At 39.9% G+C, this 23653-nt stretch carries 18 protein-coding genes; 13 read left to right on the top strand and 5 right to left on the bottom strand.

Annotated elements, in window-relative coordinates; genetic code table 11:
• The first annotated feature begins 50 nt into the window (after window positions 1-50).
• From C9J46_RS03130 to C9J46_RS03110, 5 genes are all read left to right on the top strand, one after another.
• Window positions 51-1277 carry an NAD(P)/FAD-dependent oxidoreductase gene (locus C9J46_RS03130; protein WP_107206323.1) on the top strand — a complete coding sequence of 409 codons (1227 nt, stop codon included), beginning with the start codon at window positions 51-53 and terminating at the stop codon, window positions 1275-1277.
• A gap of 144 nt (window positions 1278-1421) precedes the next feature.
• Window positions 1422-2027, top strand: a complete 606-nt coding sequence (gene gfa / locus C9J46_RS03125) for an S-(hydroxymethyl)glutathione synthase (RefSeq protein ID WP_107206322.1) — start codon at window positions 1422-1424, stop codon at window positions 2025-2027.
• A 176-nt stretch (window positions 2028-2203) separates the two neighbouring features.
• A complete protein-coding gene (gene gfa, locus C9J46_RS03120; protein ID WP_105059970.1) occupies window positions 2204-2773 on the top strand; it encodes an S-(hydroxymethyl)glutathione synthase in 570 nt (189 codons plus the stop codon).
• 618 nt (window positions 2774-3391) lie between these two features.
• Window positions 3392-4522 (top strand): S-(hydroxymethyl)glutathione dehydrogenase/class III alcohol dehydrogenase, encoded by a 1131-nt coding sequence (locus C9J46_RS03115; protein WP_107206321.1) that lies wholly within the window; start codon window positions 3392-3394, stop codon window positions 4520-4522.
• A gap of 306 nt (window positions 4523-4828) precedes the next feature.
• Window positions 4829-6073 (top strand): dicarboxylate/amino acid:cation symporter, encoded by a 1245-nt coding sequence (locus C9J46_RS03110; RefSeq protein WP_107206320.1) that lies wholly within the window; start codon window positions 4829-4831, stop codon window positions 6071-6073.
• A 619-nt stretch (window positions 6074-6692) separates the two neighbouring features.
• Here C9J46_RS03110 and C9J46_RS03105 read toward each other — a convergent pair.
• Complete coding sequence (locus C9J46_RS03105) at window positions 6693-9014, bottom strand: ATP-dependent helicase (protein WP_107290545.1); 2322 nt, start codon at window positions 9012-9014, stop codon at window positions 6693-6695.
• Window positions 9015-9258: 244 nt separating this feature from the next.
• Here C9J46_RS03105 and C9J46_RS03100 point away from each other — a divergent pair, with 244 nt between their 5' ends.
• The 6 genes from C9J46_RS03100 to torA all read left to right on the top strand — a co-directional run bounded on the left by C9J46_RS03100 (window position 9259) and on the right by torA (window position 16588).
• Window positions 9259-9966 carry a DUF445 domain-containing protein gene (locus C9J46_RS03100; RefSeq protein ID WP_107206318.1) on the top strand — a complete coding sequence of 236 codons (708 nt, stop codon included), beginning with the start codon at window positions 9259-9261 and terminating at the stop codon, window positions 9964-9966.
• 236 nt (window positions 9967-10202) lie between these two features.
• The gene (locus tag C9J46_RS03095) at window positions 10203-10967 is read left to right on the top strand and encodes a metal-dependent hydrolase (RefSeq protein ID WP_107206317.1); all 765 of its coding nucleotides are present in this window, start codon (window positions 10203-10205) and stop codon (window positions 10965-10967) included.
• Between the two features lie 198 nt (window positions 10968-11165).
• A complete protein-coding gene (locus C9J46_RS03090) occupies window positions 11166-12269 on the top strand; it encodes a phosphoribosylaminoimidazolesuccinocarboxamide synthase (protein ID WP_107246018.1) in 1104 nt (367 codons plus the stop codon).
• Between the two features lie 429 nt (window positions 12270-12698).
• Window positions 12699-12875 carry a trimethylamine N-oxide reductase system protein TorE gene (gene torE / locus C9J46_RS03085; protein WP_045153582.1) on the top strand — a complete coding sequence of 59 codons (177 nt, stop codon included), beginning with the start codon at window positions 12699-12701 and terminating at the stop codon, window positions 12873-12875.
• A 42-nt stretch (window positions 12876-12917) separates the two neighbouring features.
• On the top strand, window positions 12918-14096 hold the full coding sequence (gene torC, locus C9J46_RS03080; RefSeq protein ID WP_107287101.1) for a pentaheme c-type cytochrome TorC: 1179 nt from the start codon (window positions 12918-12920) through the stop codon (window positions 14094-14096).
• A 23-nt stretch (window positions 14097-14119) separates the two neighbouring features.
• Entirely contained in the window at window positions 14120-16588 is a 2469-nt protein-coding gene (torA, locus tag C9J46_RS03075) for a trimethylamine-N-oxide reductase TorA (RefSeq protein ID WP_107287102.1), read from the top strand.
• Between the two features lie 285 nt (window positions 16589-16873).
• Here the strand turns inward: torA and C9J46_RS03070 are convergent, their stop codons facing one another.
• The 4 genes from C9J46_RS03070 to zwf form a co-directional block, all read right to left on the bottom strand.
• On the bottom strand, window positions 16874-17923 hold the full coding sequence (locus C9J46_RS03070) for a hypothetical protein (protein WP_107290544.1): 1050 nt from the start codon (window positions 17921-17923) through the stop codon (window positions 16874-16876).
• 462 nt (window positions 17924-18385) lie between these two features.
• Complete coding sequence (gene gnd / locus C9J46_RS03065; RefSeq protein WP_105059961.1) at window positions 18386-19834, bottom strand: decarboxylating NADP(+)-dependent phosphogluconate dehydrogenase; 1449 nt, start codon at window positions 19832-19834, stop codon at window positions 18386-18388.
• 1 nt (window position 19835) lies between these two features.
• Window positions 19836-20561 carry a 6-phosphogluconolactonase gene (gene pgl / locus C9J46_RS03060; RefSeq protein ID WP_107290543.1) on the bottom strand — a complete coding sequence of 242 codons (726 nt, stop codon included), beginning with the start codon at window positions 20559-20561 and terminating at the stop codon, window positions 19836-19838.
• A 2-nt stretch (window positions 20562-20563) separates the two neighbouring features.
• The gene (gene zwf, locus C9J46_RS03055) at window positions 20564-22063 is read right to left on the bottom strand and encodes a glucose-6-phosphate dehydrogenase (RefSeq protein ID WP_107206311.1); all 1500 of its coding nucleotides are present in this window, start codon (window positions 22061-22063) and stop codon (window positions 20564-20566) included.
• Between the two features lie 604 nt (window positions 22064-22667).
• Here zwf and C9J46_RS03050 point away from each other — a divergent pair.
• Together C9J46_RS03050 and C9J46_RS03045 are read left to right on the top strand one after the other, a co-directional pair.
• Entirely contained in the window at window positions 22668-23003 is a 336-nt protein-coding gene (locus tag C9J46_RS03050) for a PBPRA1643 family SWIM/SEC-C metal-binding motif protein (protein WP_107259588.1), read from the top strand.
• Between the two features lie 111 nt (window positions 23004-23114).
• Window positions 23115-23582, top strand: a complete 468-nt coding sequence (locus tag C9J46_RS03045; protein WP_005368466.1) for an RNA methyltransferase — start codon at window positions 23115-23117, stop codon at window positions 23580-23582.
• The last annotated feature ends 71 nt before the right edge of the window (window positions 23583-23653 follow it).

The following is a 23653-nucleotide window of genomic DNA, read 5'->3' as shown; positions in this document are numbered from 1 at the left end:
TCAAACCATCCCCTGTGGAATGAAGCCCGGGGTGCCTTTGAGGAATTCGTATGTCACGAATCGTTATTGTAGGTGGCGGTGCCGCAGGCTTAGAGTTATCAACTCTATTAGCAAAAACCGTACGTAAAGAAGATGAAATTATTCTTGTAGAACCAGAAACGCATCACTTCTGGAAACCTCGCTTGCATGAAATTGCAGCAGGTACTTTTGATAGCGACTTAGATACAGTTTGTTATTTCACCCATGGTGCACGTCATGGCTATCAACATTACCAAGCCGCGATGACAGATATTGATCGTGATAATAAAATGCTTTCTGTTCGTCGTCCTGATGGTACAGAAGCGGCTTTAAAATACGATTACCTTGTTATTGCGATTGGTGCGGTAAGTAATGACTTTAATACCACTGGTGCAAAAGATCATTGCTTATTCCTAGATTCAGCAAGCCAAGCGCGTCAAGCATGGCATCAAGTTAGCCAGATCCTTCGTGCAAGTGAAGATCGCTCAGTAAATATTGTTGGCGCTGGCGCGACTGGTGTTGAGCTTGCAGCAGAGCTTGCTCGTGTTAGCCACAAACTTCAACGCTATAATGGTGCCCCACTGCATATCAACTTGATTGAAGCTGCAGGTCGTGTATTACCAAATAGCCCTGAAAAAATGTCAGAAAAAGTACAAAAAGAGCTTGAGCGTAATAACGTAAATGTTCTTCTTGATACACGTATTCGTGAAGTCACTGAAAAAGGTATGCTAACAGTTGATAACCGTGAGTTAGATGCTGACGTACAGTTCTGGGCTGCGGGTGTTAAAGCACCGGATTGGCTAAACGGTATTGGCGGTTTAAGTTATAACCGTATGAACCAAATTCAGGTGAATGCTAATTTAACAACAACCGTTGATGACAGCATCTTCTCTTTAGGTGATTGTGCATCAATCCCTCAGGCTGATGGCAGCTTTGTTCCACCTAAAGCACAAGCGGCTAACCGTGCAGCAGTACACCTAGCGAAAAGCTTAGGCGGTATGCTACGTGGTAAACCATTGACTGACTTCGAATTTAAAGATGGCGGTATGGTTGTTGCTGTTGGTCACCATTTTGCAGTCGGTTCATTTGCACCAGGCTCAAAGATGGAAGGTAAAATGGTACTACAAGGTCGCTTGATCCGTCGTTTATACGATACGATCTTCCGCCTGCACCAACGTACAGTGACAGGTATGTTCACCGTTTCACGTTTAATGATTGCTAAACGTCTAAAAGCGGTATTTAAGCCAAACGGTATTTAATCTGTAAATTGCCTTCTACTATGACGGTCAATATAACGACTATATTGACCGTTATTAATCTCTCTGAATTAAATTATAAATATCCAACATCTTACTATTTTCGTAAATAGTGAATCCGTACACCAAAATTAAATAAGTCTAATAATGCTAAATCTATTCGCTAAAATTTTTAATCGTAAAAACAAACCGACTATTATTAATATCCACCCTGCTGTTAATCGTGGTATTAATCCAACTAATAACACGTTAAATGGCGGTAAATTACAGTGTCATTGCCGACATAATAAAGTTGTTGTTAATTTAGAGTCACAAACAGCGCATAACCATATTTGTGGTTGTTCTAAATGTTGGAAACCTAAAGACGCGCTATTTTCACAAGTTGCTGTTATTCCTCGCGACAAAGTAACAGTAACAGCAAATGCAGATAAACTAAAAGTTGTTGATGACGCAGCTGTGATTAAGCGTTTTGCGTGTAAAGACTGTGGTGTTCATATGTATGGCCGTATTAAAGATACTAACCACCCATTCTACGGCTTAGATTTTGTCCATACTGAACTATCGCCAACACAAGGCTGGTCTGCACCAACATTTGCTGCTTTTGTTTCTTCAATCATTGAAACAGGCACAGATTTAAAAGACATGGCTGCTATCCGTGCTCGCATTGAAGAACTAGGTATGGAATCTTACGATTGCCTATCTCCAGACTTAATGGATGCCATTGCTACTCATATTGCACAGCAAAACAAGTAATAATTTAATTTTATTGTTTCTAATCAGTAATAATCATTTACTGTAAAACAGATTGTTTAAATCTAATTAAACTTTAGAATACTTCTATTCGCTAATTAATATTTAATTAACGAATAGAAAACTAAAAATAACACTCTAACTCTACATTTAATTATAAATAATATAAGAGCATCTTTATGTCTATTAAATTACACCCATCAATTGATAATGGCTTTATTGCAACTAAAGAAAACTTTGTTGGTGGCGTATTAAGCTGTAAATGTGACACAAATACAGTTCGAGTTAAACTTTCTGGTCAAACAGCACATAACCACGCTTGTGGTTGTTCTAAATGCTGGAAGCCTGAAGGCGCAGTTTTCTCTCAAATCGCTGTTATTTCTCGTGACAACGTTGAAGTGATTGCAAATGCAGACAAACTCGTTGTCGTTGACCAAAATGCAGCAATCAAACGTCACGCTTGTAAAGAATGTGGTGTTCACATGTACGGCCGTATCGAAGATACTAACCACCCATTCCACGGTTTAGACTTTGTTCACACTGAACTATCAACTGACGAAGGTTGGTCTGCTCCTGAATTTGCAGCATTTGTTTCTTCTATCATCGAAACGGGTACTGATCCAAAAGATATGGATGCAATCCGTGCGCGTCTAAACGAACTAGGCCTTAAGCCATACGATTGCCTATCTCCAGCACTAATGGATGCTATCGCAACTCACGTTTACGCACAAAACCATAAAAGTGCATAAGCGATAAAATAAATCCAATAACGTTTAAAGCACATGTAAACCATTCGGGTTGCATGTGCTTTTTTATTTACGTTAAATAAAATACATGAATGACACAATACTGCATTATTACCGTCTTTCACACGATAACAATCACACCTATTGTTTTTTTAAATCCCATCCCAAACAGCAACTTCATAACGTTTTTAAAATAAACCGCTCTCCCATAACGACAAATAACACTTATACCTTTTACTTATTCAACCTAATCACGCTGTTCAAGCACACTCAATAAACCCACTCTTAAAAGTCAAAATAAACTATAAAATCAGCAAGATACACTTTTCCTCTTGAGTGTTTATAACATTAAAAATGGAATACCTGAAAATTCCTTTAAAACATAAGCTACAATAGCGTATAGTTCTTTACTAATATTTAAAGTTAATTTTATGCTTTTAACGGAAATGATAATTTTGACTATTACCATTTGGTAATAATCATTTTCCATATCAAGGGATTATCATTGACTAAGAAATAAATATAATAGTTCCATCAAGACGACATGAGTAATATCGTTTAATTGTCGTATTTTAATAATAATTATCGCCAATCAAGTTGGCTTAACAGAGTGATTTAACGATGACTGATAAATTTATCAAATCAAAAGCTGCGATTGCATGGGGTCCAAAACAACCACTTTCAATTGAAGAAGTAGATGTAATGTTACCTCGTGCAGGTGAAGTTCTCGTTCGCATCGTAGCAACAGGCGTATGTCACACTGATGCTTTCACACTATCAGGTGATGATCCAGAAGGTATCTTCCCTGCAATTCTTGGTCACGAAGGTGGCGGTATTGTTGAAATGGTTGGTGAAGGCGTTACCGATCTTCAAGTAGGCGACCACGTTATTCCACTTTACACTGCAGAATGTGGCAAGTGTAAATACTGTCTATCTGGCAAAACAAACCTATGTCAAGCAGTACGTGAGACACAAGGTAAAGGTCTAATGCCAGACGGTACAACACGTTTCTATAAAGATGGTCAACCTATCTTCCACTACATGGGTTGTTCAACATTCTCTGAATACACTGTTCTTCCTGAGATTTCACTAGCGAAAATCAACAAAGAAGCACCGCTAGAAGAAGTATGTCTACTAGGTTGTGGTGTTACTACAGGTATGGGTGCGGTACTTAATACAGCGAAAGTTGAAGAAGGTAGCACTGTTGCTGTATTCGGCCTTGGTGGTATCGGTCTAGCAGCTATCATTGGTGCAACAATGGCTAAAGCAAGCCGCATCATTGCTATCGACATCAACGAAGACAAGTTCGACCTTGCTCGTAAACTAGGTGCAACTGAGTGTGTTAACCCTACTAAGTTCGATAAACCTATCCAAGAAGTGATCGTTGAGATGACTGACGGTGGTGTTGATTACTCTTTCGAATGTATCGGTAACGTAAACGTGATGCGCTCTGCGCTTGAGTGTTGTCACAAAGGCTGGGGTGAGTCTGTAATCATCGGTGTTGCAGGTGCAGGTCAAGAGATCTCAACTCGTCCATTCCAACTAGTAACAGGTCGCGTATGGCGTGGTTCTGCATTCGGTGGTGTTAAAGGCCGTTCAGAACTTCCAGGTATCGTAGATCGTTACATGGCAGGTGAGTTCCAGTTAGATGACTTCATCTCATTCAACATGGGCCTAGACAAGATCAACGAAGCATTCGATCTGCTGCACGAAGGTAAGAGCATTCGTACTATCATTCACTTTGATAAGTAATTTTCCTCTTATTTAAGCTACATCCTGTCTTCGTAACGACTACTGTCTGTTACGAAGACAGGCGAGATTTTATCTCACACCTTTGTTCAAAACCTGCTACGGATCAGCACTTCCTCTTTTAGCGAAAGTAATAATAAACCAAATTTTTCTGTCAGTCGTAAAGACAACCGACTTATCGTTAATTGAGAATTGGCATTTGCCACGCTCTGGTACTCTGTGTCAGAGCGCTTTTTCTTATAAAAAATTATATCAACGCTCATTTTTATTTTTTAATTTTATTCTCAACGAACGTTACAAGAGACTCTCATGCATCGCCGTTTATTAAAATCATTACCATTTCAATTACTTATTGCTGGCTTGTTAGCATGGGCGTTAGCAACACTGCTACCACTATCGTCAGGGTTTGAAACAAGCACAACCTTCAAGCTCCTTATGTTATTAAAAACCACTTATATTGGTTTACTAAAAATGCTTGTTGGTGCCGTAGTGCTATTTTCATTGCTACGTGGTATCACCAGTATCGGCTCAATAATTCGATTAAAAGAGCTTGGTTTAAAAACAGTTTCGTTTTATGCCTTTACTTCAACGCTTGCGATTGCATTAGCCTTAGGTGTTTCACTGTCACTGCCTAAATGGCCACAATTAGTCGATACTTCAAAAGTTCATGTCAGCAGCCATGTTCAATTAATCGATCAAACCTCCGCCTCCGGTGGCGCTATTGTTGAAAAGCTATTTAACATGGCATTGGTAAACCCTTTTCAAGCAATGGCAACAACTAACTTATTAGCGATTGTTGTATTTGCGCTATTACTTGGCATTGCATTGCTGGCAAGCTTACCGGAAAAGCACCCTGTATTTGAGGTTATCGATGGACTCAATACTGCCGTTAACCGTGTGGTATCGTGGATCATCAAACTAGCACCACTGGCTGTATTTGCGATTGTTTTCCAATTTACTCTTCAAAGCGGTAATGCCATTTTTGGTGAACTCGCCCGCTTTGCGTTACTGGTATTTACTCTAACCTTTATTCACGGTGGTTTTGTTTTACCTATCATTGCAAAAGTCGTGACAGGTATTAAGTTCAAAGACTTATTTAGAGCGCTATCTGCACCAATGGCCATGGCATTTGCAACATCATCAAGTTCAGCAACGCTACCACTTTCAATGCAAACAGCGGAAGAAGAGCTTAACATTTCACAATCAACCAGCAGTATGGTATTGCCGCTTGGCTCTATTATGAATATGGATGGTACAGCCCTTTTTGAAGGCGTAGCAGCTATCTTCCTAGCACAGCTTTACGGTATCGACTTAGGTACTGGTGGTCTAATCATGATTTTCATCATGGCAATGGTCTCTTCTATTGGCGCACCAGGTATGCCGTCAGGTTCTATGTCAGGTATGCAGTTAGTCATGCTGGCTGTCGGTATCCCTTTAGAGGCAATCGCAATTTTATTGGTTATTGAACGTCCGTTAGATACCTTTAGAACAGCCGTTAACGTTGAAGGTGATTTGATTGCAGCACTTGTTGTTGATAAATGGCAAAATAAGTAACCTTAGCTTAAGCATGGAAATGCATCATAATTGCACAATATTATGATGCATTTTTCGATTTTGACAGGGTAACTCTCGTTACTTAACATAATCACTATTGATGTTAATCTCCCTTTATATTTATCATTCTTAACATTCTCTGTTGAATGAAGAAGTCAGCACCTATGTTATTTAATACAACGTAGGTTCAGAAACGGTTTGATATATTGAGTTGTATAGGGAAGCTGGAATACGATGTTTTTGAATAACTAACAAATCTTTTTATTGTGTAGCTAAAAAAACAAGTAGGTTTAGAATGTTAAAACAATTACTTCACTCTGTTTTTCATAGACGAAAAATTAATAAGTCGCAACAATTACGCTCTCGTCTTGAATTTGTTATTCAACAAAATTTAGGCCAACGCGAAGCTCGATATAATAGAGAACAACGTTATTTTGTTGATTAATGATAGATATAATAATGAAACGTTTATCATGTAAATATCATCAAATAAAAACAATACGATTGAAATAATTAAAATAGTAAATTAATTACGAGTTTCAACAAAAAATCGGTCCTAAAACAAGCCAAAGCCATAAATAGCATGTTGATAACGTGAAATTATGAATGACATATCTATTTAGCTATACCTTCTCGCTTTTGCTTTAGCGATTACGATAAGCCGATTCACCAATACTTTTTCTTTCGTCAAATCTGCTTTTTTTAATTCTCGTAAAATTCTATTTAACTCTGTTTCTAAATATTTTGCTGTTTTAGTTTTCACCATTGAACGAACAAGCTTTTCTGCATTATTTGGTAACGGTTGTTCAACTGCCCACAAAAAACTGTAGTTTAATTGTCCATCCTTACCAACTGCTGGCTGCTCTATTTCTACAGGCTCTGGCGCTGCTTGCATCTGCTCAAACCGTCCTAAGCGTTGGTAATACCCTTGAACAATCGGCGATTTATTAAAGGGTAACGTCCCTTCCAGATAAAGCTGAGGACCAATTTCTTGTGCAAGTGTCGCCTTCGATTCAAGAATAAACTGACTCGCGTTTTTATCTTTGCGAACATAAGTATCTTTTTTACTGTTCTCAACTGAATAGTAAATTTTAGCTTTATGTTTCGCACGCGTTATCGCGACATACGCCAAGCGTCGTTCTTCTTCAGTATCTGCTGAAATACCGACAGAAGATCGATTAACGTAAGGAAAAGCATCTTTATCCCAATACGGTAAATGTACTTGGCTATACTCACAACCTTTCGCTCTGAATATCGTGGTTAATTGCACATTGCTTGTGGTGGATTCTGATTGGCGTAACGAATCAGAACGTTGCGTATAATAGTCAAAATACTGAAGTGCTTTTTCACAATCTTGATCCATCGAAGCCAATACCGTTTCAACACTATCAAGTCGTTCAACCGCTTCTTCTATTTCTGATGCAGTCGCTTCTGTTTTCCAAATCCAATTATCTAACTCGCTATCACGACGATACTGACGATAAACATCTAATGCTTTAAAGCCCCCTTTACGGCGAAGCATCATTAATAATTCTACTCGTGATGTAAAATTATCAAGATTTAATGCTGGCTGTAACTTTTCCGTTTTCTTCACAACCTCTAACCACTGCTCAATTGGCGTATTAGCAAGCTCATCACATAACGGTCGCAAACTGGCATTTGGCACATAACAGTGTGGAAAAGACATCATATTAAAGACGAGTGTCGCTTTCTCATGAGGTTGAAACTGATTGTAGCGCCCAGTGGCAAATCGCATCACATCAAGCAATAATTTCACTTCTCGACTATTTGATAACACCGAGCCAACAGGCATATAAAAAGGAATATTTTTAGTTAAAAACGCTAATTCAAACAACATAGTTTGTGACCAACGACGAACTAAAATCGCAACATCAGAAGGTGTTCCACCTTGTTCGATATATTCAGCAATAGATTGTGCGATCTCGCCGACTTGGCGCGCAGTTCCTATCACTTCAACGGGGGTATCAGCAACTGACTGATGAGAGATCGTTTGAAAATCGTGGAAACGTTGCTTGTTATTGGCAATCAAGTGACTCGCAGCTAACGCTAAGCTGTGGCCAAAACGAAATGTATGTGACAGGCTATAGGTGGTTGCAGGCGTAAAATCTTGTTCAAAGTTCAGCATAAATTGGGGAGCGCTGCCACGCCATTTATAAATACACTGATCGACATCACCGACAGCCACTAATTGCGCTTGCTCCCCGAGTAACAGTTTTAACAATCGATATTGCGCGGTATTTATATCCTGAAATTCATCAACAACCATAAATTGGATTTGTTGATGATAATAAGCACGTAACGCCTCATTATCAGTCAGTAAATTAACCGTTTCTACCAACCAATCATCGAAGAATAACTGTTTACGCTCTTTACGAATAGTTTCAAAATTCCAATACGCTTCAATGATAAAATGGTATTCATCACTAATATCAGACAGCTCAAACACTTCCTTTGGCGGTAACATATGCGCTTTTACCAAACCAATAAAACTCATCAATAATTCAATGGTGCGCGGATCTTTGAATGTTTGTTGCTTTTGATACGACTTCTCTTGCGCTGCCATTTGACGCAAAATTCGTTTCGCAATGATTTTATCACTTTCACCATTATTGAAATCAATTTGATAACCCGTCTCAGCTAAATAGCCTGATTGACGTAATAATTGATAACAAAAACTGTGAAATGTATGCACGGGAACATTCACCCCATGACTATTTCGCTCTAATTTAGCTTTAAAATCGGTGCGAATATCACGGTTAAACATCAACACCAACATGTTTTGTGGTGCAATTGTCGCTAATTTTTTCTCAACTAGCCCTACCAAAGTAGTGGTTTTACCCGTCCCCGCTCCTGCAACACATAATGCATTACCAGATAGGTGATTAATAAAAGCCGTTTGTTCAGCTGTAAAGCTTGTCATGACAACACCACGTGATGATAGATAAGTGAATGCGCGAGTATAACAATTCCTTAATTAGGTTTACATTCATTGCTGGTGATATATACAGCAGTTGAGCATAACATATACCTAACGATTACCTATCAATCTGCTAATTGTGGCATTGCGCATAGTCTGTTGTTAAAATCTGTCCACAATAAGCCATAAAGACTTGGCTCACCTCTTTTAAAATTAGCTGTGTGCTCCACACCGAGAATAAACCCGTATGAATAAAAGCTTACTCACCAACCTTATTTCACTTATCTTGCTAGCTATTGGTTACCTTACTAACCAGCAAGTCATCCTTTATTGTGGCTTATTCGCATTTTCTGGCGCATTAACAAACTGGCTTGCTATTCATATGCTATTTGAAAAGGTGCCCGGACTCTACGGCTCAGGGGTTATTCCTGCTCGTTTTGAAGAATTTAAAACAGCCATTAAAAATCTCATGATGGAGCAATTCTTTACTCAAGAAAACATTAGCCGCTTTCTTAATAAAGAAATGACAAGCTCAACCAATTTAAACTTGCAGCCTGTGATCCAAAAAATTGATTTTGCGCCAGCTTACGATTCGTTACTTGATGTGATCATGAATTCACAATTTGGTGGCATGCTAACCATGATGGGTGGCGTAGAAGCACTCCAACCACTACGCGAACCTTTCATTGAAAAAATGCAGGATTCTGTTAACGAAATTAGCCAACAAGATGACTTTAAAGCAGCACTTAAAGATCAACTAGCTAAGCCTGAATCACTCAATGATATCGAAGAGACGATTGAAGAAATTATCGATCAGCGCCTGAATGAATTAACCCCAAAAATGGTCAAAGAAATGGTGCAAAAGATGATCAGTGAACACTTAGGCTGGTTAGTCGTTTGGGGCGGTGTCTTTGGTGGTGTGATCGGCATTATCTCAGCATTTATCGCTGCATAACTTTTTCTCTCCCTGTGAATTAGCGCCTTAGTTAAGTTACTCCAACTTTACTAAGGCTTTTTTATCTCTTTTTCTCCCCATCAACGCTCTAACACACTTAACAGATAAATACTCCGTTTCGTTGTTTATTTATCCGAACAAACATAAAGTACATGCTAGAATTGTGATATTGGTTGAAATTTATGACCATATAATGATAAACACAACTGTATATAAACCCAGTTGGAACTTTCTTCTTGGCAAACTTTTCTACTCACTTTAGTGTTGCAGCCGTTGCTAGTGGTTTAACGGCCACCGCCTTCTTATCGGCTGATCATATTTCGCCTTCGGCGGCAATTTGGATGACATTTCTTGGCACTATTGGTGGCCTATTACCTGACATAGATTCAGATCATTCAACATCGATGAAAGCCTTGTTTAATATCTTGGCTGGTTTTTGCTGCTTCATTTTAATTAGTCATATTTATACTCAAGTGACGATGCTTGAGTTACTACTCTATAGCGCAGCACTGTTTATTACTATCCGCTATATGGGAAAAGCGGTTTTTGAACGCCGTACTGTCCACCGTGGTTGCTGCCATTCAATTGCGTTTGTTCTGCTCATTGCCCTATGTTGCGTTCATGTAAGCTCTATCATTGGACATACCGCCGAAACCAGCTGGCTAGCAGGTAGCTTTGTTCTTTTTGGTGGTTTTGTTCACTTGTTGTTAGATGAAATTTATAGTGTTGATCTTTCCAACCAACGTCTAAAAAAGTCATTTGGAACAGCATTAAAACCCTTTTCCGTTAGGAACCCTCTCATTAGCTTGGCGCAAATAGTGGCAATTGTTTTACTTTTTGCGACCGCACCGTCTTATCATAAGACATTGCATATTTTAACCAATTGGCACCACTTTCGGTTTAGTCCCGTATGGCTAAACTGGACTGATATTCAAGTATGGGTAACCCACTTCATCCATCAAACACCACAAAAATTAAGCAGTATCCACCAGCTATTTTAAACATAGCCAAGGCGATAAACATTCCAATGTCTATCGCCTTTTTTGTTTTAATCAAACCAAAGGCAAACGTTTGCTATTTTACTGGCAGTGACTTACTTAACCTTGTATTATGCGATTACGATGATTGATAACGATGTGATTTTATTCATGTCATTATCCTTCTGCATTTCTGCGTAATCTTTGAATAGGACTTTCACGATGAGCCTTGCCGATCAAGTTTTAGCTGTTAATGATGATCTCCCTATCCGTACTGATAAACCCGTTCATAGCGGTAAGGTACGCTCTGTTTACTGGCTTACAGAAGCTGACAGTCAACGTTTGATTAAAGAAAAAGGCTATAACGTTCAACCCGACGCACCGCTCGCTATTATGGTGATCAGCGACCGTATTTCTGCTTTTGATTGTATCTGGCACGGTGAAGGAGGGCTTAAAGGAGTCCCAGGGAAAGGTGCTGCGTTAAATGCGATATCTAATCACTGGTTTCAATTATTTAAAGATAATGGATTAGCGGATAGCCATATCCTTGATATCCCCCACCCTTTTGTTTGGATTGTACAAAAAGCAAAACCTGTGATGGTTGAAGCTATTTGTCGCCAATACATTACCGGTTCAATGTGGCGTGCATACAGCAAAGGTGAACGTCATTTCTGCGGTATAGAATTACCTGAAGGGCTAGAAAAAGATCAAAAGCTCCCTGAACTACTCATGACACCATCAACCAAAGGGATTCTAAAAGGCATTCCGAATGTTCCTGAAGCAGATGATGTCAATGTCACTCGTGATGATCTCGTCAATAATTTCGCTGCATTCAACTTCCGCAATACTGATGACATTACCCAGTATGAAAAGTTATTGGCAGAAGGATTTAATGTTATCAGTAATGCACTCGCAAATATTGATCAAATCTTTGTTGATACCAAATTTGAGTTTGGCTATGTAACAGATGCTAGTGGTAACGAAAAACTCATTTATATGGATGAGGTGGGAACACCCGATTCTTCTCGTATCTGGGATGGCGCAGCTTACCGCGACGGTCAAATCGTCGAAAACTCAAAAGAAGATTTTCGCCAAGTACTACTTAACACTTTTCCAGAGCCCGATATTTTATTAAATAAAGATCGCATGGAAGAACGCTTTGCTCTTGCTCGTGACAACGAGTTACCACAAGAAGTACTCATGCAAATATCGCGTGTTTATACGGGTATTGCCGAAAAAATCACCGGAAAAAAGATCACATTAAGCAAAAACCCTAAAGCTGAAATTATTAATATTTTACGTAATCACTATCAGCTTATTGATTAAAGCTTAAGCGCTGTAATTATCAATAAAAAAATAGGCATTCATATAATGCCTATTTTTTCATCAGTAATGTTATTCATGCTATTCATATTTTAAGCAGCAATTAATTGCTATAACACAATTACACCTACACATTCAAATAACGATTAATACAACTTTACTTTTATTTTATTACAATCAAACAACCAATAATACAATCACGAATAATCCCCCCTCCTTTAAATTAAAACATACCGTCATAAATTTTAACTTTTCTACTTATTATGTCTTTTATTATTACAGTATAGGGTCAAAATCAAAAAACACTGTAAAACATAGGGTTAACTCTAAAGTATTAATTGAACTGCATGTGGTGGTTAATTTATGATCGCAATATAAATAGATTTAATAAAAATATTTATAACTACTCATTTTTACAAATTAGGAGGTTGTATGAGCAGTGCGACTGATCAAGAAACCAAGCAAACTCGTAGCCGAGAATGGAAGATGTTCATTTTTATCGTCGTCTTTTTATTTCCAATTCTCAGCGTCATTTTTGTCGGGGGCTACGGCTTTACCGTTTGGATGCTTCAACTCTTCGTATTTGGTCCACCAGGACATGGCGGTTAATCCCTAATTAATCACCGTTAGCATCATATAAGAGAATCTATAATGAAATCATTTTTGCTTAAAGCTTGGCAGACCCTATCACGTCCAAGCGTTCATATTAGCCTAGGTGTACTAACCCTTGGTGGCTTTATTGCTGGCGTTATTTTCTGGGGTGGTTTTAATACTGCACTAGAAGCAACCAATACCGAAGAGTTCTGTGTTAGTTGCCACGCTGACAACGTTGCACCTGAATACGCCAACACTATTCATGACAAAAACCGTTCTGGTGTTCGTGCAACTTGTCCTGACTGTCACGTTCCACACGACTGGACAGATAAAATCGCGCGTAAAATTCAAGCAAGTAAAGAAGTCTTCGCCCACGTAGCTGGCTTCATTGATACCCCTGAAAAATTTGAAGACCGCCGCATTGTACTGGCTCAACATGAGTGGGAACGCTTTAAAGCGAATGGCTCTCAAGAATGTCGAGATTGCCATGACTATAAAGGAATGGACTTCACTAAGATGTCTCCTGTTGCTCGCGTTCAAATGAAGAATGCAGCAGAGCGTGATCAAAGCTGTGTAGATTGTCACAAAGGTATTGCTCACCACTTACCGAAAGATATGGATACCAGTGGTGGCATGATATCTGAGTTAGTACAGCTATCTCACGATACTAAGTACAACAAAGGCGAAGAAGTGTATAGCGTACGTTTCCTTCCTGTTTATGAAGATAAAGATATGAAGGTAGAAGCTGGCCTATTAAACCCTGCTTCTGGCGTAAAAGTGATCGATGAAACTGACAAAGCAGTTGAAGTTGAAATTGCAGGCTGGCGTAAAGACAAGGGCTATGGCCGAGTGATTCAAGAAGACTTCGGTATGAACATTCCTGTTGCATCGCTCCTAAAAGAATCTGCACAAAACGACAAGGTTGTTGATAAATATGAAGAGAAAGTTGATGACCTAACAGGTCTTCCTTGGCAACGTGTAACAGCAAAAGTCTGGATGCCAAAAGACTCGCTTGTTAATGACATCACGCCAGTTTGGGAAAAAGCGAAATCAGCTTACACCACTAACTGTTCAGTTTGTCACACTCAACCTGCTGAAAGCCACTTCGATGCCAATACTTGGCCTGGAATGTTCAACGGTATGTTAGCGTTCGTTAACTTTGACCGTGATAGTGAAGCCGTGGTGCGTAAATACCTTCAGAAGCACTCTTCTGATTTTTCTGACGCACAACACTAAGTATTGATGGAGTTAAAATAAATATGTCTGTATCAAGAAGAAGTTTTCTTAAAGGCCTTGCAACAACAAGTGCTGCTTCTGTTATCGGTCCTAGCCTACTCGCATCATCAAAAGTGTTTGCAGACGATCAAATTGGTCAAGGTACATGGCGTTACTCCGGCTCACACTGGGGCGCTTTCCGCGCCCATATCTATGCCGGTAAAGTACAAGAAATCGAAGCGATTGAAATAGATAAAAACCCAACCGAAATGCTAAAAGGCATTAAGGGCGTAATCTACAATCCATCACGTGTACGCTACCCTATGGTGCGTTTAGATTGGCTGAAGAAACACAAATTTAGTGGTGAAACTCGCGGTAATAACCGTTTTATCCGTGTTACATGGGATGAAGCATTAGATTTGTTCTACCGTGAACTGGAACGTATTCAAAAAGATTACGGTCCATGGGCATTGCATGCAGGCCAAACGGGTTGGCGTCAAACGGGTCAGTTCCACAGCTGTACCAGCCACATGCAACGTGCTGTGGGTATGCATGGTAACTACATCACTAAAGTAGGCGACTACTCAACAGGTGCTGGTCAAACCATCATGCCATACGTGCTCGGCTCAACAGAAGTTTACGCACAAGGTACTTCTTGGTCTGAAATCCTTGATCACAGTAAAAATGTGGTGCTATGGGCAAACGATCCGGTGAAAAACCTGCAGGTGGGCTGGAACTGTGAAACCCACGAATCTTTCCCATATCTAGCGCAGTTAAAAGAGAAAGTTGATAACGGTGAGATCAATGTGATCTCTGTTGATCCGGTTAAGAATAAGACCCAACGTTACCTAAACAACAAACACCTATACATTAATCCACAAACCGATGTGGCATTTATGTTAGGTGTGGCGCATACCCTGTACAACGAGAACCTTTACGATAAAGAGTTCATCAAGATGTACTGCCTTGGTTTCGATGAGTTCATTGGTTACGTAAAAGGTGAAACCAAAGATCGCGTTGAGAAAACCCCTGAGTGGGCTGCTGAGATCTGTGGCGTACCAGCCGATCAAATTAAAGATTTTGCTCGTATGCTGGTTAAAGAGCGTACTCAAATTCTGTTTGGTTGGTGTATTCAACGTCAAGAGCACGGTGAGCAGCCATACTGGATGGGTGCGGTTATTGCCGCGATGGTTGGTCAAATCGGTCTTCCTGGCGGTGGTATTTCATATGGTCACCACTACTCTGGTATCGGTGTACCTTCAACGGGCTTTGCTGCACCAGGTGGCTTCCCTCGTAACGTCGATGAAGGTCAAAAGCCGAAATGGGATAACAATGATTTTAACGGTTACAGCCGCACTATCCCTGTTGCACGTTTCGTTGACTGTATTTTAGAGCCGGGCAAAGAAATTAAATACAATGGTTCAAAAGTTATTCTTCCTGATTACAAAATGATGGTGATCAGTGGTAACAACCCTTGGCATCACCACCAAGATCGTAACCGTATGAAGAAAGCGTTCCAAAAGCTACAAACCGTTGTAACGATTGATTTTGCTTGGACGGCCACCTGTCGTTTCTCAGATATTGTGCTGCCAGCATGTACCCAGTTTGAACGAAATGATATTGATGTTATGGGTTCATACAGTGGTCGTGGTTTACTGGCTATGCATAAACTGGTTGATCCGCTTTACCAATCTAAAACTGACTTTGAGATCTTTACAGAGCTGACACGTCGCTTTGGTAAAAACAACGAATACACCCGTGGTATGGATGAAATGCAATGGGTTAGTATGCTTTATAATGATTGTCGTAAAGCGAACAAGGGTAAGTTTGATATGCCTGAGTTTGATGTATTCTGGCAACAAGGTTTCTTAGACTTTGGTACAGGTAAGCCTTGGGTACGTCATGCTGACTTCCGTCAAGATCCTGAAATTAACGCGCTAGGTACACCATCAGGCTTTATTGAAATCACAAGTCGTAAGATTGGCCGTTACAAATACGAACACTGTCAAGAACACCCAATGTGGTTTGAAAAAACAGAACGTTCTCACGGTGGTCCGGGCTCTGATAAACACCCGTTCTGGCTGCAGTCTTGTCACCCAGATAAGCGTTTGCACTCACAAATGTGTGAATCGGAAGAGTTCCGTGCAACTTACACTGTACAAGGTCGTGAACCTATTTACATTAACCCTCAAGATGCGGCTGAAAAAGGCGTCAAAGATGGTGATGTGGTACGTGTATTTAACGACCGTGGACAGCTATTAGCGGGTGCAGTGCTGACTGACAGCTACCCTCGCGGTATTGTTCGTATCGAAGAAGGGGCATGGTATGGCCCTCTTAACGAAAAAATTGGTGCGATCGACACTTATGGCGATCCAAATACACTAACTATGGATATTCCATCTTCTGAACTTGCGCAGGCAACAAGCGCACAAACCTGTATTGTGAACTTCGAGAAGTTTAAAGGTGAACTGCCACCTGTCACCTCGTTCGGTGGTCCAATTGAAGTCAGCTAATTAAAATTAGTGTCTGAATAATATTAAGCCCTAACCTATCTGTTAGGGCTTTTTTTACTCTTAAATTTGGTAAAACTTTACTATTGGGGATACTTATTCTTGAAAGAGAAAAACAACGCAGTCATGGTTTATTCAATTCAGGTAGTATAACGGGCATTTTGAGAGGCTCTATCGGATAAAGCGGTAAATAAGTGACGTTGTTATTTTGTAATGAGTAATAGTAAAGAAGAAAAAAGGCAACACTACAAAAAGACCCGTCAGCTTAGGGCGGGTCATAGCAGCATCTTATCCAATAGAAGATTTCAGCTCTGTACACCATGCATTTGCAGGCCATATACCGTACGTCTGAACTTCTTTTTTACCTTTATTCCACTGATTAATAGGATCTTTCCAAACGACTTCACATCTATTACTTGAAAAAACACCGGGTAACTTAATAGATAACTGAACATCTACGGCATCTTTAGGCAAATAAACTGAAGCACTTTGTGGTGCAGGGAAGGCACCAGATTTGTGCTGAATATTTTTATTCGTTACTGTCTTATATGCTAATTGCCACTTGGTTATATACGTACTACCGGGCTTACTATTGATGATGAGTTCTAACTGATTAATTGGTTGAGTCCAATTATTGATTGGACGTTTACCGTCAATTGAAGTAAACGTAAAAGCAACAGGAACCAGATCAACGATTTCATCTCTTGTTGCTGGGAATTTAGTTGCAGTAACAGAATTACTGCCTTTTTCAGAAATTAATTTTGGAGTAAGACCTATTTGATCTTTCTTTGGTGAGGCCACATTCACCGAGGTTACGATACTGTACTGACCTTCGTCGTCGTTGCTTGCAATAGCAACACCACGACTCGCCCATTTTACCCCACTGATATAGCCAAACCCTTGAGATATATCTCCGGTTTCATGGTCAATATACGGTGTTTTTTCGGCTGCACTTTTTATAATATCCCATTTATCAGCAACTAAACCATAAGGGTTATTAGTATATGCTTCTACCGCAATAATATACGTCGCAGCTAAACTTTTCGCTTTTGAAAAAACCCAAGAGTGTTCCATTCCAACGTCTACTTTAACCCCTGAGTTTGGATCTAAGTACCCACCGTCAACTTTTACTTCACCACTATTTTTAGATGTGTTTTTTGATGAGAACTCCCATTTTTCATCTTTACGTTTAGTCAGAAAATAAACAGGGTCATCAACCATATCTGTACTAACTAAAGTAAATTCACCGGTGAGATAGTTTAAATAACCAATAGCACCAACTTGAATGGAAGGATCGTTACTCCAGTTTGCAAACGTATTTTCTTTTGAACTTCTCATCAAATTCGTGAGTTCTTGATTCCAAAATGATGAGTCATCAGCAGAAAATACAGAACTAGACGAGAGTAAAACAAAAAGAGTAAGTCCTGTTTTTTAATATTTTCATAGCGTCCTAGTCTCATAGCCATAAAAGTTTAAAGCTAAACTTTCAAGTTAAGTAGAACATAGACAGTCATCAGCAGCAGTGAACAGATAGCTTACTGTTTATTCCTGTCTATACTTTCTGAAACATATTCTTCAACACCCCCAATCTCTTTACTTGTTGTTTCGAGATGGTAAAAGTGATCCATATCCCCTTTCAATGAAATCCGATTTCAGACTAAGCTATCAATATCATTAGTTCAAATAAAAAAAGAACAAAAAAAAAGAACAAAAAAAAAGAACAAAAAAAACATACACTTAAAAATCAGATATAAAAAAACCACCGCGAACGGTGGTTTTTTTGCTTACGTTATTTAGGTATTAAACGTCGTAAGTAGTAGAGGCAGTGTTGCCGCCTGTACCAGTCCAGTTTGTGTGGAAGAACTCACCACGTGGACGATCAGTACGCTCATAAGTGTGAGCGCCGAAGTAGTCACGTTGAGCTTGAAGCAAGTTAGCAGGTAGACGAGCTGTTGTGTAACCGTCTAGGAAAGATAGCGCAGAAATCGTACATGGCATTGGGATGCCAGACTCTAGAGATTTCGCTGCTACTTTACGCCATGCTGCTAGGCTGCCTTGTAGGATGTTTTTGAAGTACTCGTCAGAACCTAGGAATGCGATATCTGGGTTCGCTTCATACGCATCACGGATGTTACCTAGGAACGCAGAGCGGATGATACAACCACCACGCCACATTAGTGCTACGTTACCGTAGTTTAGATCCCAACCGTTTTCGTTCGATGCTTCACGCATTAGCATGAAACCTTGCGCGTAAGAGATGATCTTAGATGCTAGTAGTGCTTGACGTAGTGCATCAACCCACTCTTGCTTATCACCTTCAACTGGCGTGATTGTCTTGCCGAATAACGTTGCAGCTTCAACGCGTTGGTCTTTCAGTGCAGACAGGCAACGAGAGAATACAGACTCAGAGATAAGCGTTAGTGGAATACCTAGGTCTAGTGCGTTGATACCAGTCCACTTACCCGTACCTTTTTGGCCAGCAGTGTCTAGGATCTTCTCAACTAGTGCTTCACCATCTTCATCTTTGTAGCCAAGAATATCAGCTGTGATTTCAACTAGGTAGCTGTCTAGCTCAGTTTTGTTCCAGTCAGCGAATACTGCTTGCATCTCATCAGCACTCATACCTAGACCATCTTTCATGAACTGGTATGCTTCAGTGATAAGCTGCATGTCACCGTATTCAATGCCGTTATGAACCATCTTAACAAAGTGACCAGCACCGTCGTTACCAACCCAGTCACAACAAGGCTCACCAGCATCAGTTTTGGCAGAGATACCTTGGAAAATTGGCTTAACCGCTTCCCAAGCTTCAGCTGCGCCGCCAGGCATGATTGAAGGACCGAAACGAGCGCCCTCTTCACCACCAGATACACCAGTACCGATAAAGTAGATGCCTTTCTCACGACAATGCGCTACGCGACGGTTAGTATCTGGGTAGTTAGTATTACCACCGTCGATAATGATGTCGCCTTCATCTAATAGTGGAATTAGTTGATCAATGAAAGCATCAACAACATCACCAGCACGAACCATTAGCATCACTTTACGTGGTGCTTCTAACTTAGCAACAAGATCTTCAAGAGACGTTGCGCCAACGATGTTTGTGCCTTTTGCTGGGCCTTCAAGGAATTCTTCCACTTTTGCTACAGTACGGTTGTAAGCAACAACGTTAAAGCCGTGGTCATTCATGTTTAGGATCAGGTTTTGGCCCATTACTGCCAAGCCAATTACACCGATATCGCCTTTCATATTATTCTCCTTGCGCCAGCAGTTTTGCCGCTGCTGAATCTAAAAACCATTCTGTTTTGCCATTTACGGCTTTAATTTTCGCTGCAGGATAAGCAAGAGCTTCTGCAGGCGTATTATTAATTTCTTGCAATACTTCAGCTTTGCTTTCACCTAACACCAGGTAGGTAATACGATCCGCATTTTCAAGTAAGCGCGCTGTTTTTGAAATGCGTTTTTGACCGCTATCTGGATGTGTTGCAATCACAGAAAGCTCAGGATCGTCAAAGTCTGTTTGGTTCGGGAATAATGATGCTGTATGTCCATCGGTTCCCATACCCAATAAAATCCAATCAAATGCAGGTAAGCCATTTTTAAGTGGAATTTCTGCATCCATTTCCTCTGCAAATCGAACCACTTCTACAGCAGGATCATCTTCACCTTTAATACGGTGAATATTGTCAGCTGGAATATCGATTTGTTGGAACAATAACTCGTTTGCTTCACCGAAGTTACTTTCCGGGTCGGTTGGCTCAACACAACGCTCATCGCCCCACCAAAAGTGTAAGTTGCTCCAATTAACATCTTTCGCATAAGGTGCTTGCGCTAATGTTTTAAACAACAGTTTTGGTGTACTCCCACCAGAAAGCGATATATGGACAGGCTTCACCTGCTTGCTCATTGCCATCATAGTGTCAGCTAATGAAACGACAACATCCTGCGGTGTTTCAAATACGCGATAATTAATCATGCTTATAGCTCACAATAGTCAGTGTTTGCTAAATTCTTACAAGGAAAACGCCACTCACGATTACTTGATGCAAGTAAGTCATCAGCTTGTTTTGGTCCCCACGTACCTGCGGCATAACCAAATAAGTGTTCTGGGTTTTCTTTGTATTCAAGAATTGGTTGAACAAATTTCCAACAAGCGCGAACAGCATCTGTACGTGCAAACAAGGTCGCATCTTGCTTCATACAATCAAGAAGTAAACGTTCGTACGCTGTCAGCATATGGGTTTCTTCAAGCTTGTCGTAATGGAAGTCCATTGATACTTCTTGAGATTCAAAACCTGCCCCTGGTTTTTTAAGACCAAAGCTCATTAGAATCCCTTCATCAGGCTGAATACGGATAATTAGCTTGTTCTCAGGTGCATTTTCACCAAACACTGGGTGCGGTGTTTTCTTAAAGTGAATAACCACTTCCGTCACACGTGTTGGTAGTCGTTTACCTGTACGAACGTAGAATGGCACACCATTCCAACGCCAGTTTTGAATAAACATTTTCATACCAACGTAAGTTTCAGTACGTGAGTCTTCCGCTACACCTGGTTCTTGGCGATAACCTAACAAATGCTTACCACGAGCATCTGATTCCGTGTACTGACCCAACACTAAGTTATTTTTAAGATCATCATCTGATAATGGTTTAAAGCTTTGCATCACTTTAACCACTTCATCACGGATAGAATCAGCATTAATTGCAGCAGGCGATTCCATACCAACCATTGCCAATACTTGCAGCAAATGGTTTTGGAACATATCTCGAACAGCACCGGCACCGTCGTAGTAGCCACCACGATCTTCAACGCCTAATGATTCAGACGCAGTGATTTCAACATAATCAATAAAGTTACGATTCCAAAGCGGCTCAAACATGCCATTTGCAAAGCGGAATACAAGCAGGTTCTGTACCGTTTCTTTGCCTAAGTAGTGATCGATACGGTAGATTTGGTGCTCTTGAAAACAAGCATGAATTTGCTTGTCTAATGAGATCGCTGACGCTAGATCATAACCAAATGGTTTTTCAACAATCAGGTTTTTCCAACCTTCTGTCTCATCATTTAGGCCATGAGCGGCTAGACATTCTGGGATCACGCCGTAAAGGCTTGGTGGTGTCGCGAGGTAGAAAACAGCGTTACCTTGGGTATTGTGCGTTACTTTGAAAGTATCTAAGCGTTCTTTCAAGACTGCATATTCATCTTTATCAGACGTATTTAATGCTTGGTAGTAAAGATGCTGACAAAAATTAACCAATGTTTCGTCATCGGTTTTTTCATTTTCTGTCAAAGATTGCTTTAACTTATCACGAAATTCTTGATCGCTATATGATGTACGACTTACCCCTAAAATTGCAAAATCTTCAGGCAATAAACCATTAGCATAAAGGTGATAAAACGCAGGTATTAACTTTCGGTGTGTCAAATCACCTGACGCACCAAAAATTACAATTGAGTTATTTTCTGGTTGAACCATATCATTTTCCCATTAATTTCAGATCTTCAGACCTGCGACAGCAATCAATTGCTTGGTATAACGGGGCCTTATTATGCCGTATTTTTTTCATTCGTTACGAATAAATATGAAAAAAATAAAAAAATTTCGTTATACCTTATTATTTTTGTTAAAAAGTATAATGACTATTAACACCAACTCGATGCATAAATCGCTGACTAGACAGCGATAAATCACTAATACAGAAAATTATTACGGCTTATGTTAACAACATTTGTTATCAGTACCAGTCGAAATTTTCTATTATGCCAATAGGCTAAGCCTTTGAGCGCCGTTTCTTCTTGCGCTTTTCTTTAAAGTACTCATTATTAGAAACGATCGTCAATCTAAAAGATACCCAGACTGACGCAAACGTTTAAACGTTCACCAATTCACATTCTCAATCATACTTCATCTCTCACTTAGCCGTTCAAAATACCTTATACCGCATATGGGTTACTATTGATAAGCTCACTAATGGCGGTTATTATGCCCGCAATTTCAACCACCCACGCGGTGGTTTTTTATTCGTAACAATTAACCCACGATTATGGTTTGGGTTAATTCATGGTAAATAGGTTATCCCATGTCTAAATTCTTCTTCAAAGGTCGTATCGAAAAGAAACCAAAATATGAAAGCTTTGGTTACAACACGAAACGCGAAACCAAACTGGGCACGGAAACCAACCCACTCACATTGATTGTGAACAGCGAAGAACGTCAACAAGAAGTACAGCAGCAAGTTAATGACAACCAACTGTTTGCAAATATCACGATCAATGCTGACATTGCAGAAGATATTGCAGAGCTAGACAGTGTTTTAAATAAACCCAAAACCACTGTGTTTGAAAAGACACCCAACCGTAATGACCCATGTTCATGCGGTAGTGGTAAAAAATACAAAAAGTGCTGTGGTAAGTAGTAACAAACAAAAAAGCAGGTATTCGTACCTGCTTTGTTTTTAGCTTCAAATACATGTCTAACTGACACCGGTTAAACATTTATTTATCTGTAATTTAAAGTAGATAGAAGTATGAGCAAAAAAAGCCAAGGCTATTCTTGTATTGGCCTATTTAATCCCAAAACACCGGAGAATGTTGGATCTGTTATGCGCGCAGCTGGCTGTTATGGTGTTAACTCGGTGTTTTATACGGGAACGCGTTATGATCATGCCGCACAGTTTTGTACTGATACAAAAAAAGCATCACTTGATATACCGCTAATAGGTGTTGAAGACTTAAAGAAAATCATTCCTATCGGCTGTGTACCCGTTGCTGTTGATTTAATCGAAGGTGCAAAAGCATTACCCGACTATAAGCACCCAAAACGTGCTTTCTATATCTTTGGCCCTGAAGACGGCACCTTAAAAAAAGAAATTACTGATTTTTGTCGTGAAACGATTTATGTACCAACGAATGGTTCAATGAATCTTGCCGCTGCCGTTAATGTGATTCTTTATGATCGTTTAGCTAAAGGCGATAACTTTTCAAATCACAAATAACGCGATTAATCATAAAAAGCCACGATAACTGAATCATCAGCTATCGTGGCTTAATTTTATGCATTTTCTGA

This window comes from Photobacterium sp. GB-36, from assembly GCF_003026135.1.
GTDB lineage: Bacteria > Pseudomonadota > Gammaproteobacteria > Enterobacterales > Vibrionaceae > Photobacterium.
The sequence above is the reverse complement of the archived record's forward strand: the minus strand, read 5'-3'. Positions and strand labels throughout refer to the sequence as shown.

Bases quoted from the DNA above. Each gene is read 5' to 3' on its own strand.
- C9J46_RS03130 (WP_107206323.1), top strand. From the start codon at position 51: ATGTCACGAATCGTTATTGTAGGTGGCGGTGCCGCAGGCTTAGAGTTA.
- gfa (WP_107206322.1), top strand. From the start codon at position 1,422: ATGCTAAATCTATTCGCTAAAATTTTTAATCGTAAAAACAAACCGACT.
- gfa (WP_105059970.1), top strand. From the start codon at position 2,204: ATGTCTATTAAATTACACCCATCAATTGATAATGGCTTTATTGCAACT.
- C9J46_RS03115 (WP_107206321.1), top strand. From the start codon at position 3,392: ATGACTGATAAATTTATCAAATCAAAAGCTGCGATTGCATGGGGTCCA.
- C9J46_RS03110 (WP_107206320.1), top strand. From the start codon at position 4,829: ATGCATCGCCGTTTATTAAAATCATTACCATTTCAATTACTTATTGCT.
- C9J46_RS03105 (WP_107290545.1), bottom strand. From the start codon at position 9,014: ATGACAAGCTTTACAGCTGAACAAACGGCTTTTATTAATCACCTATCT.
- C9J46_RS03100 (WP_107206318.1), top strand. From the start codon at position 9,259: ATGAATAAAAGCTTACTCACCAACCTTATTTCACTTATCTTGCTAGCT.
- C9J46_RS03090 (WP_107246018.1), top strand. From the start codon at position 11,166: ATGAGCCTTGCCGATCAAGTTTTAGCTGTTAATGATGATCTCCCTATC.
- torE (WP_045153582.1), top strand. From the start codon at position 12,699: ATGAGCAGTGCGACTGATCAAGAAACCAAGCAAACTCGTAGCCGAGAA.
- torC (WP_107287101.1), top strand. From the start codon at position 12,918: ATGAAATCATTTTTGCTTAAAGCTTGGCAGACCCTATCACGTCCAAGC.
- torA (WP_107287102.1), top strand. From the start codon at position 14,120: ATGTCTGTATCAAGAAGAAGTTTTCTTAAAGGCCTTGCAACAACAAGT.
- C9J46_RS03070 (WP_107290544.1), bottom strand. From the start codon at position 17,923: ATGAGAAGTTCAAAAGAAAATACGTTTGCAAACTGGAGTAACGATCCT.
- gnd (WP_105059961.1), bottom strand. From the start codon at position 19,834: ATGAAAGGCGATATCGGTGTAATTGGCTTGGCAGTAATGGGCCAAAAC.
- pgl (WP_107290543.1), bottom strand. From the start codon at position 20,561: ATGATTAATTATCGCGTATTTGAAACACCGCAGGATGTTGTCGTTTCA.
- zwf (WP_107206311.1), bottom strand. From the start codon at position 22,063: ATGGTTCAACCAGAAAATAACTCAATTGTAATTTTTGGTGCGTCAGGT.
- C9J46_RS03050 (WP_107259588.1), top strand. From the start codon at position 22,668: ATGTCTAAATTCTTCTTCAAAGGTCGTATCGAAAAGAAACCAAAATAT.
- C9J46_RS03045 (WP_005368466.1), top strand. From the start codon at position 23,115: ATGAGCAAAAAAAGCCAAGGCTATTCTTGTATTGGCCTATTTAATCCC.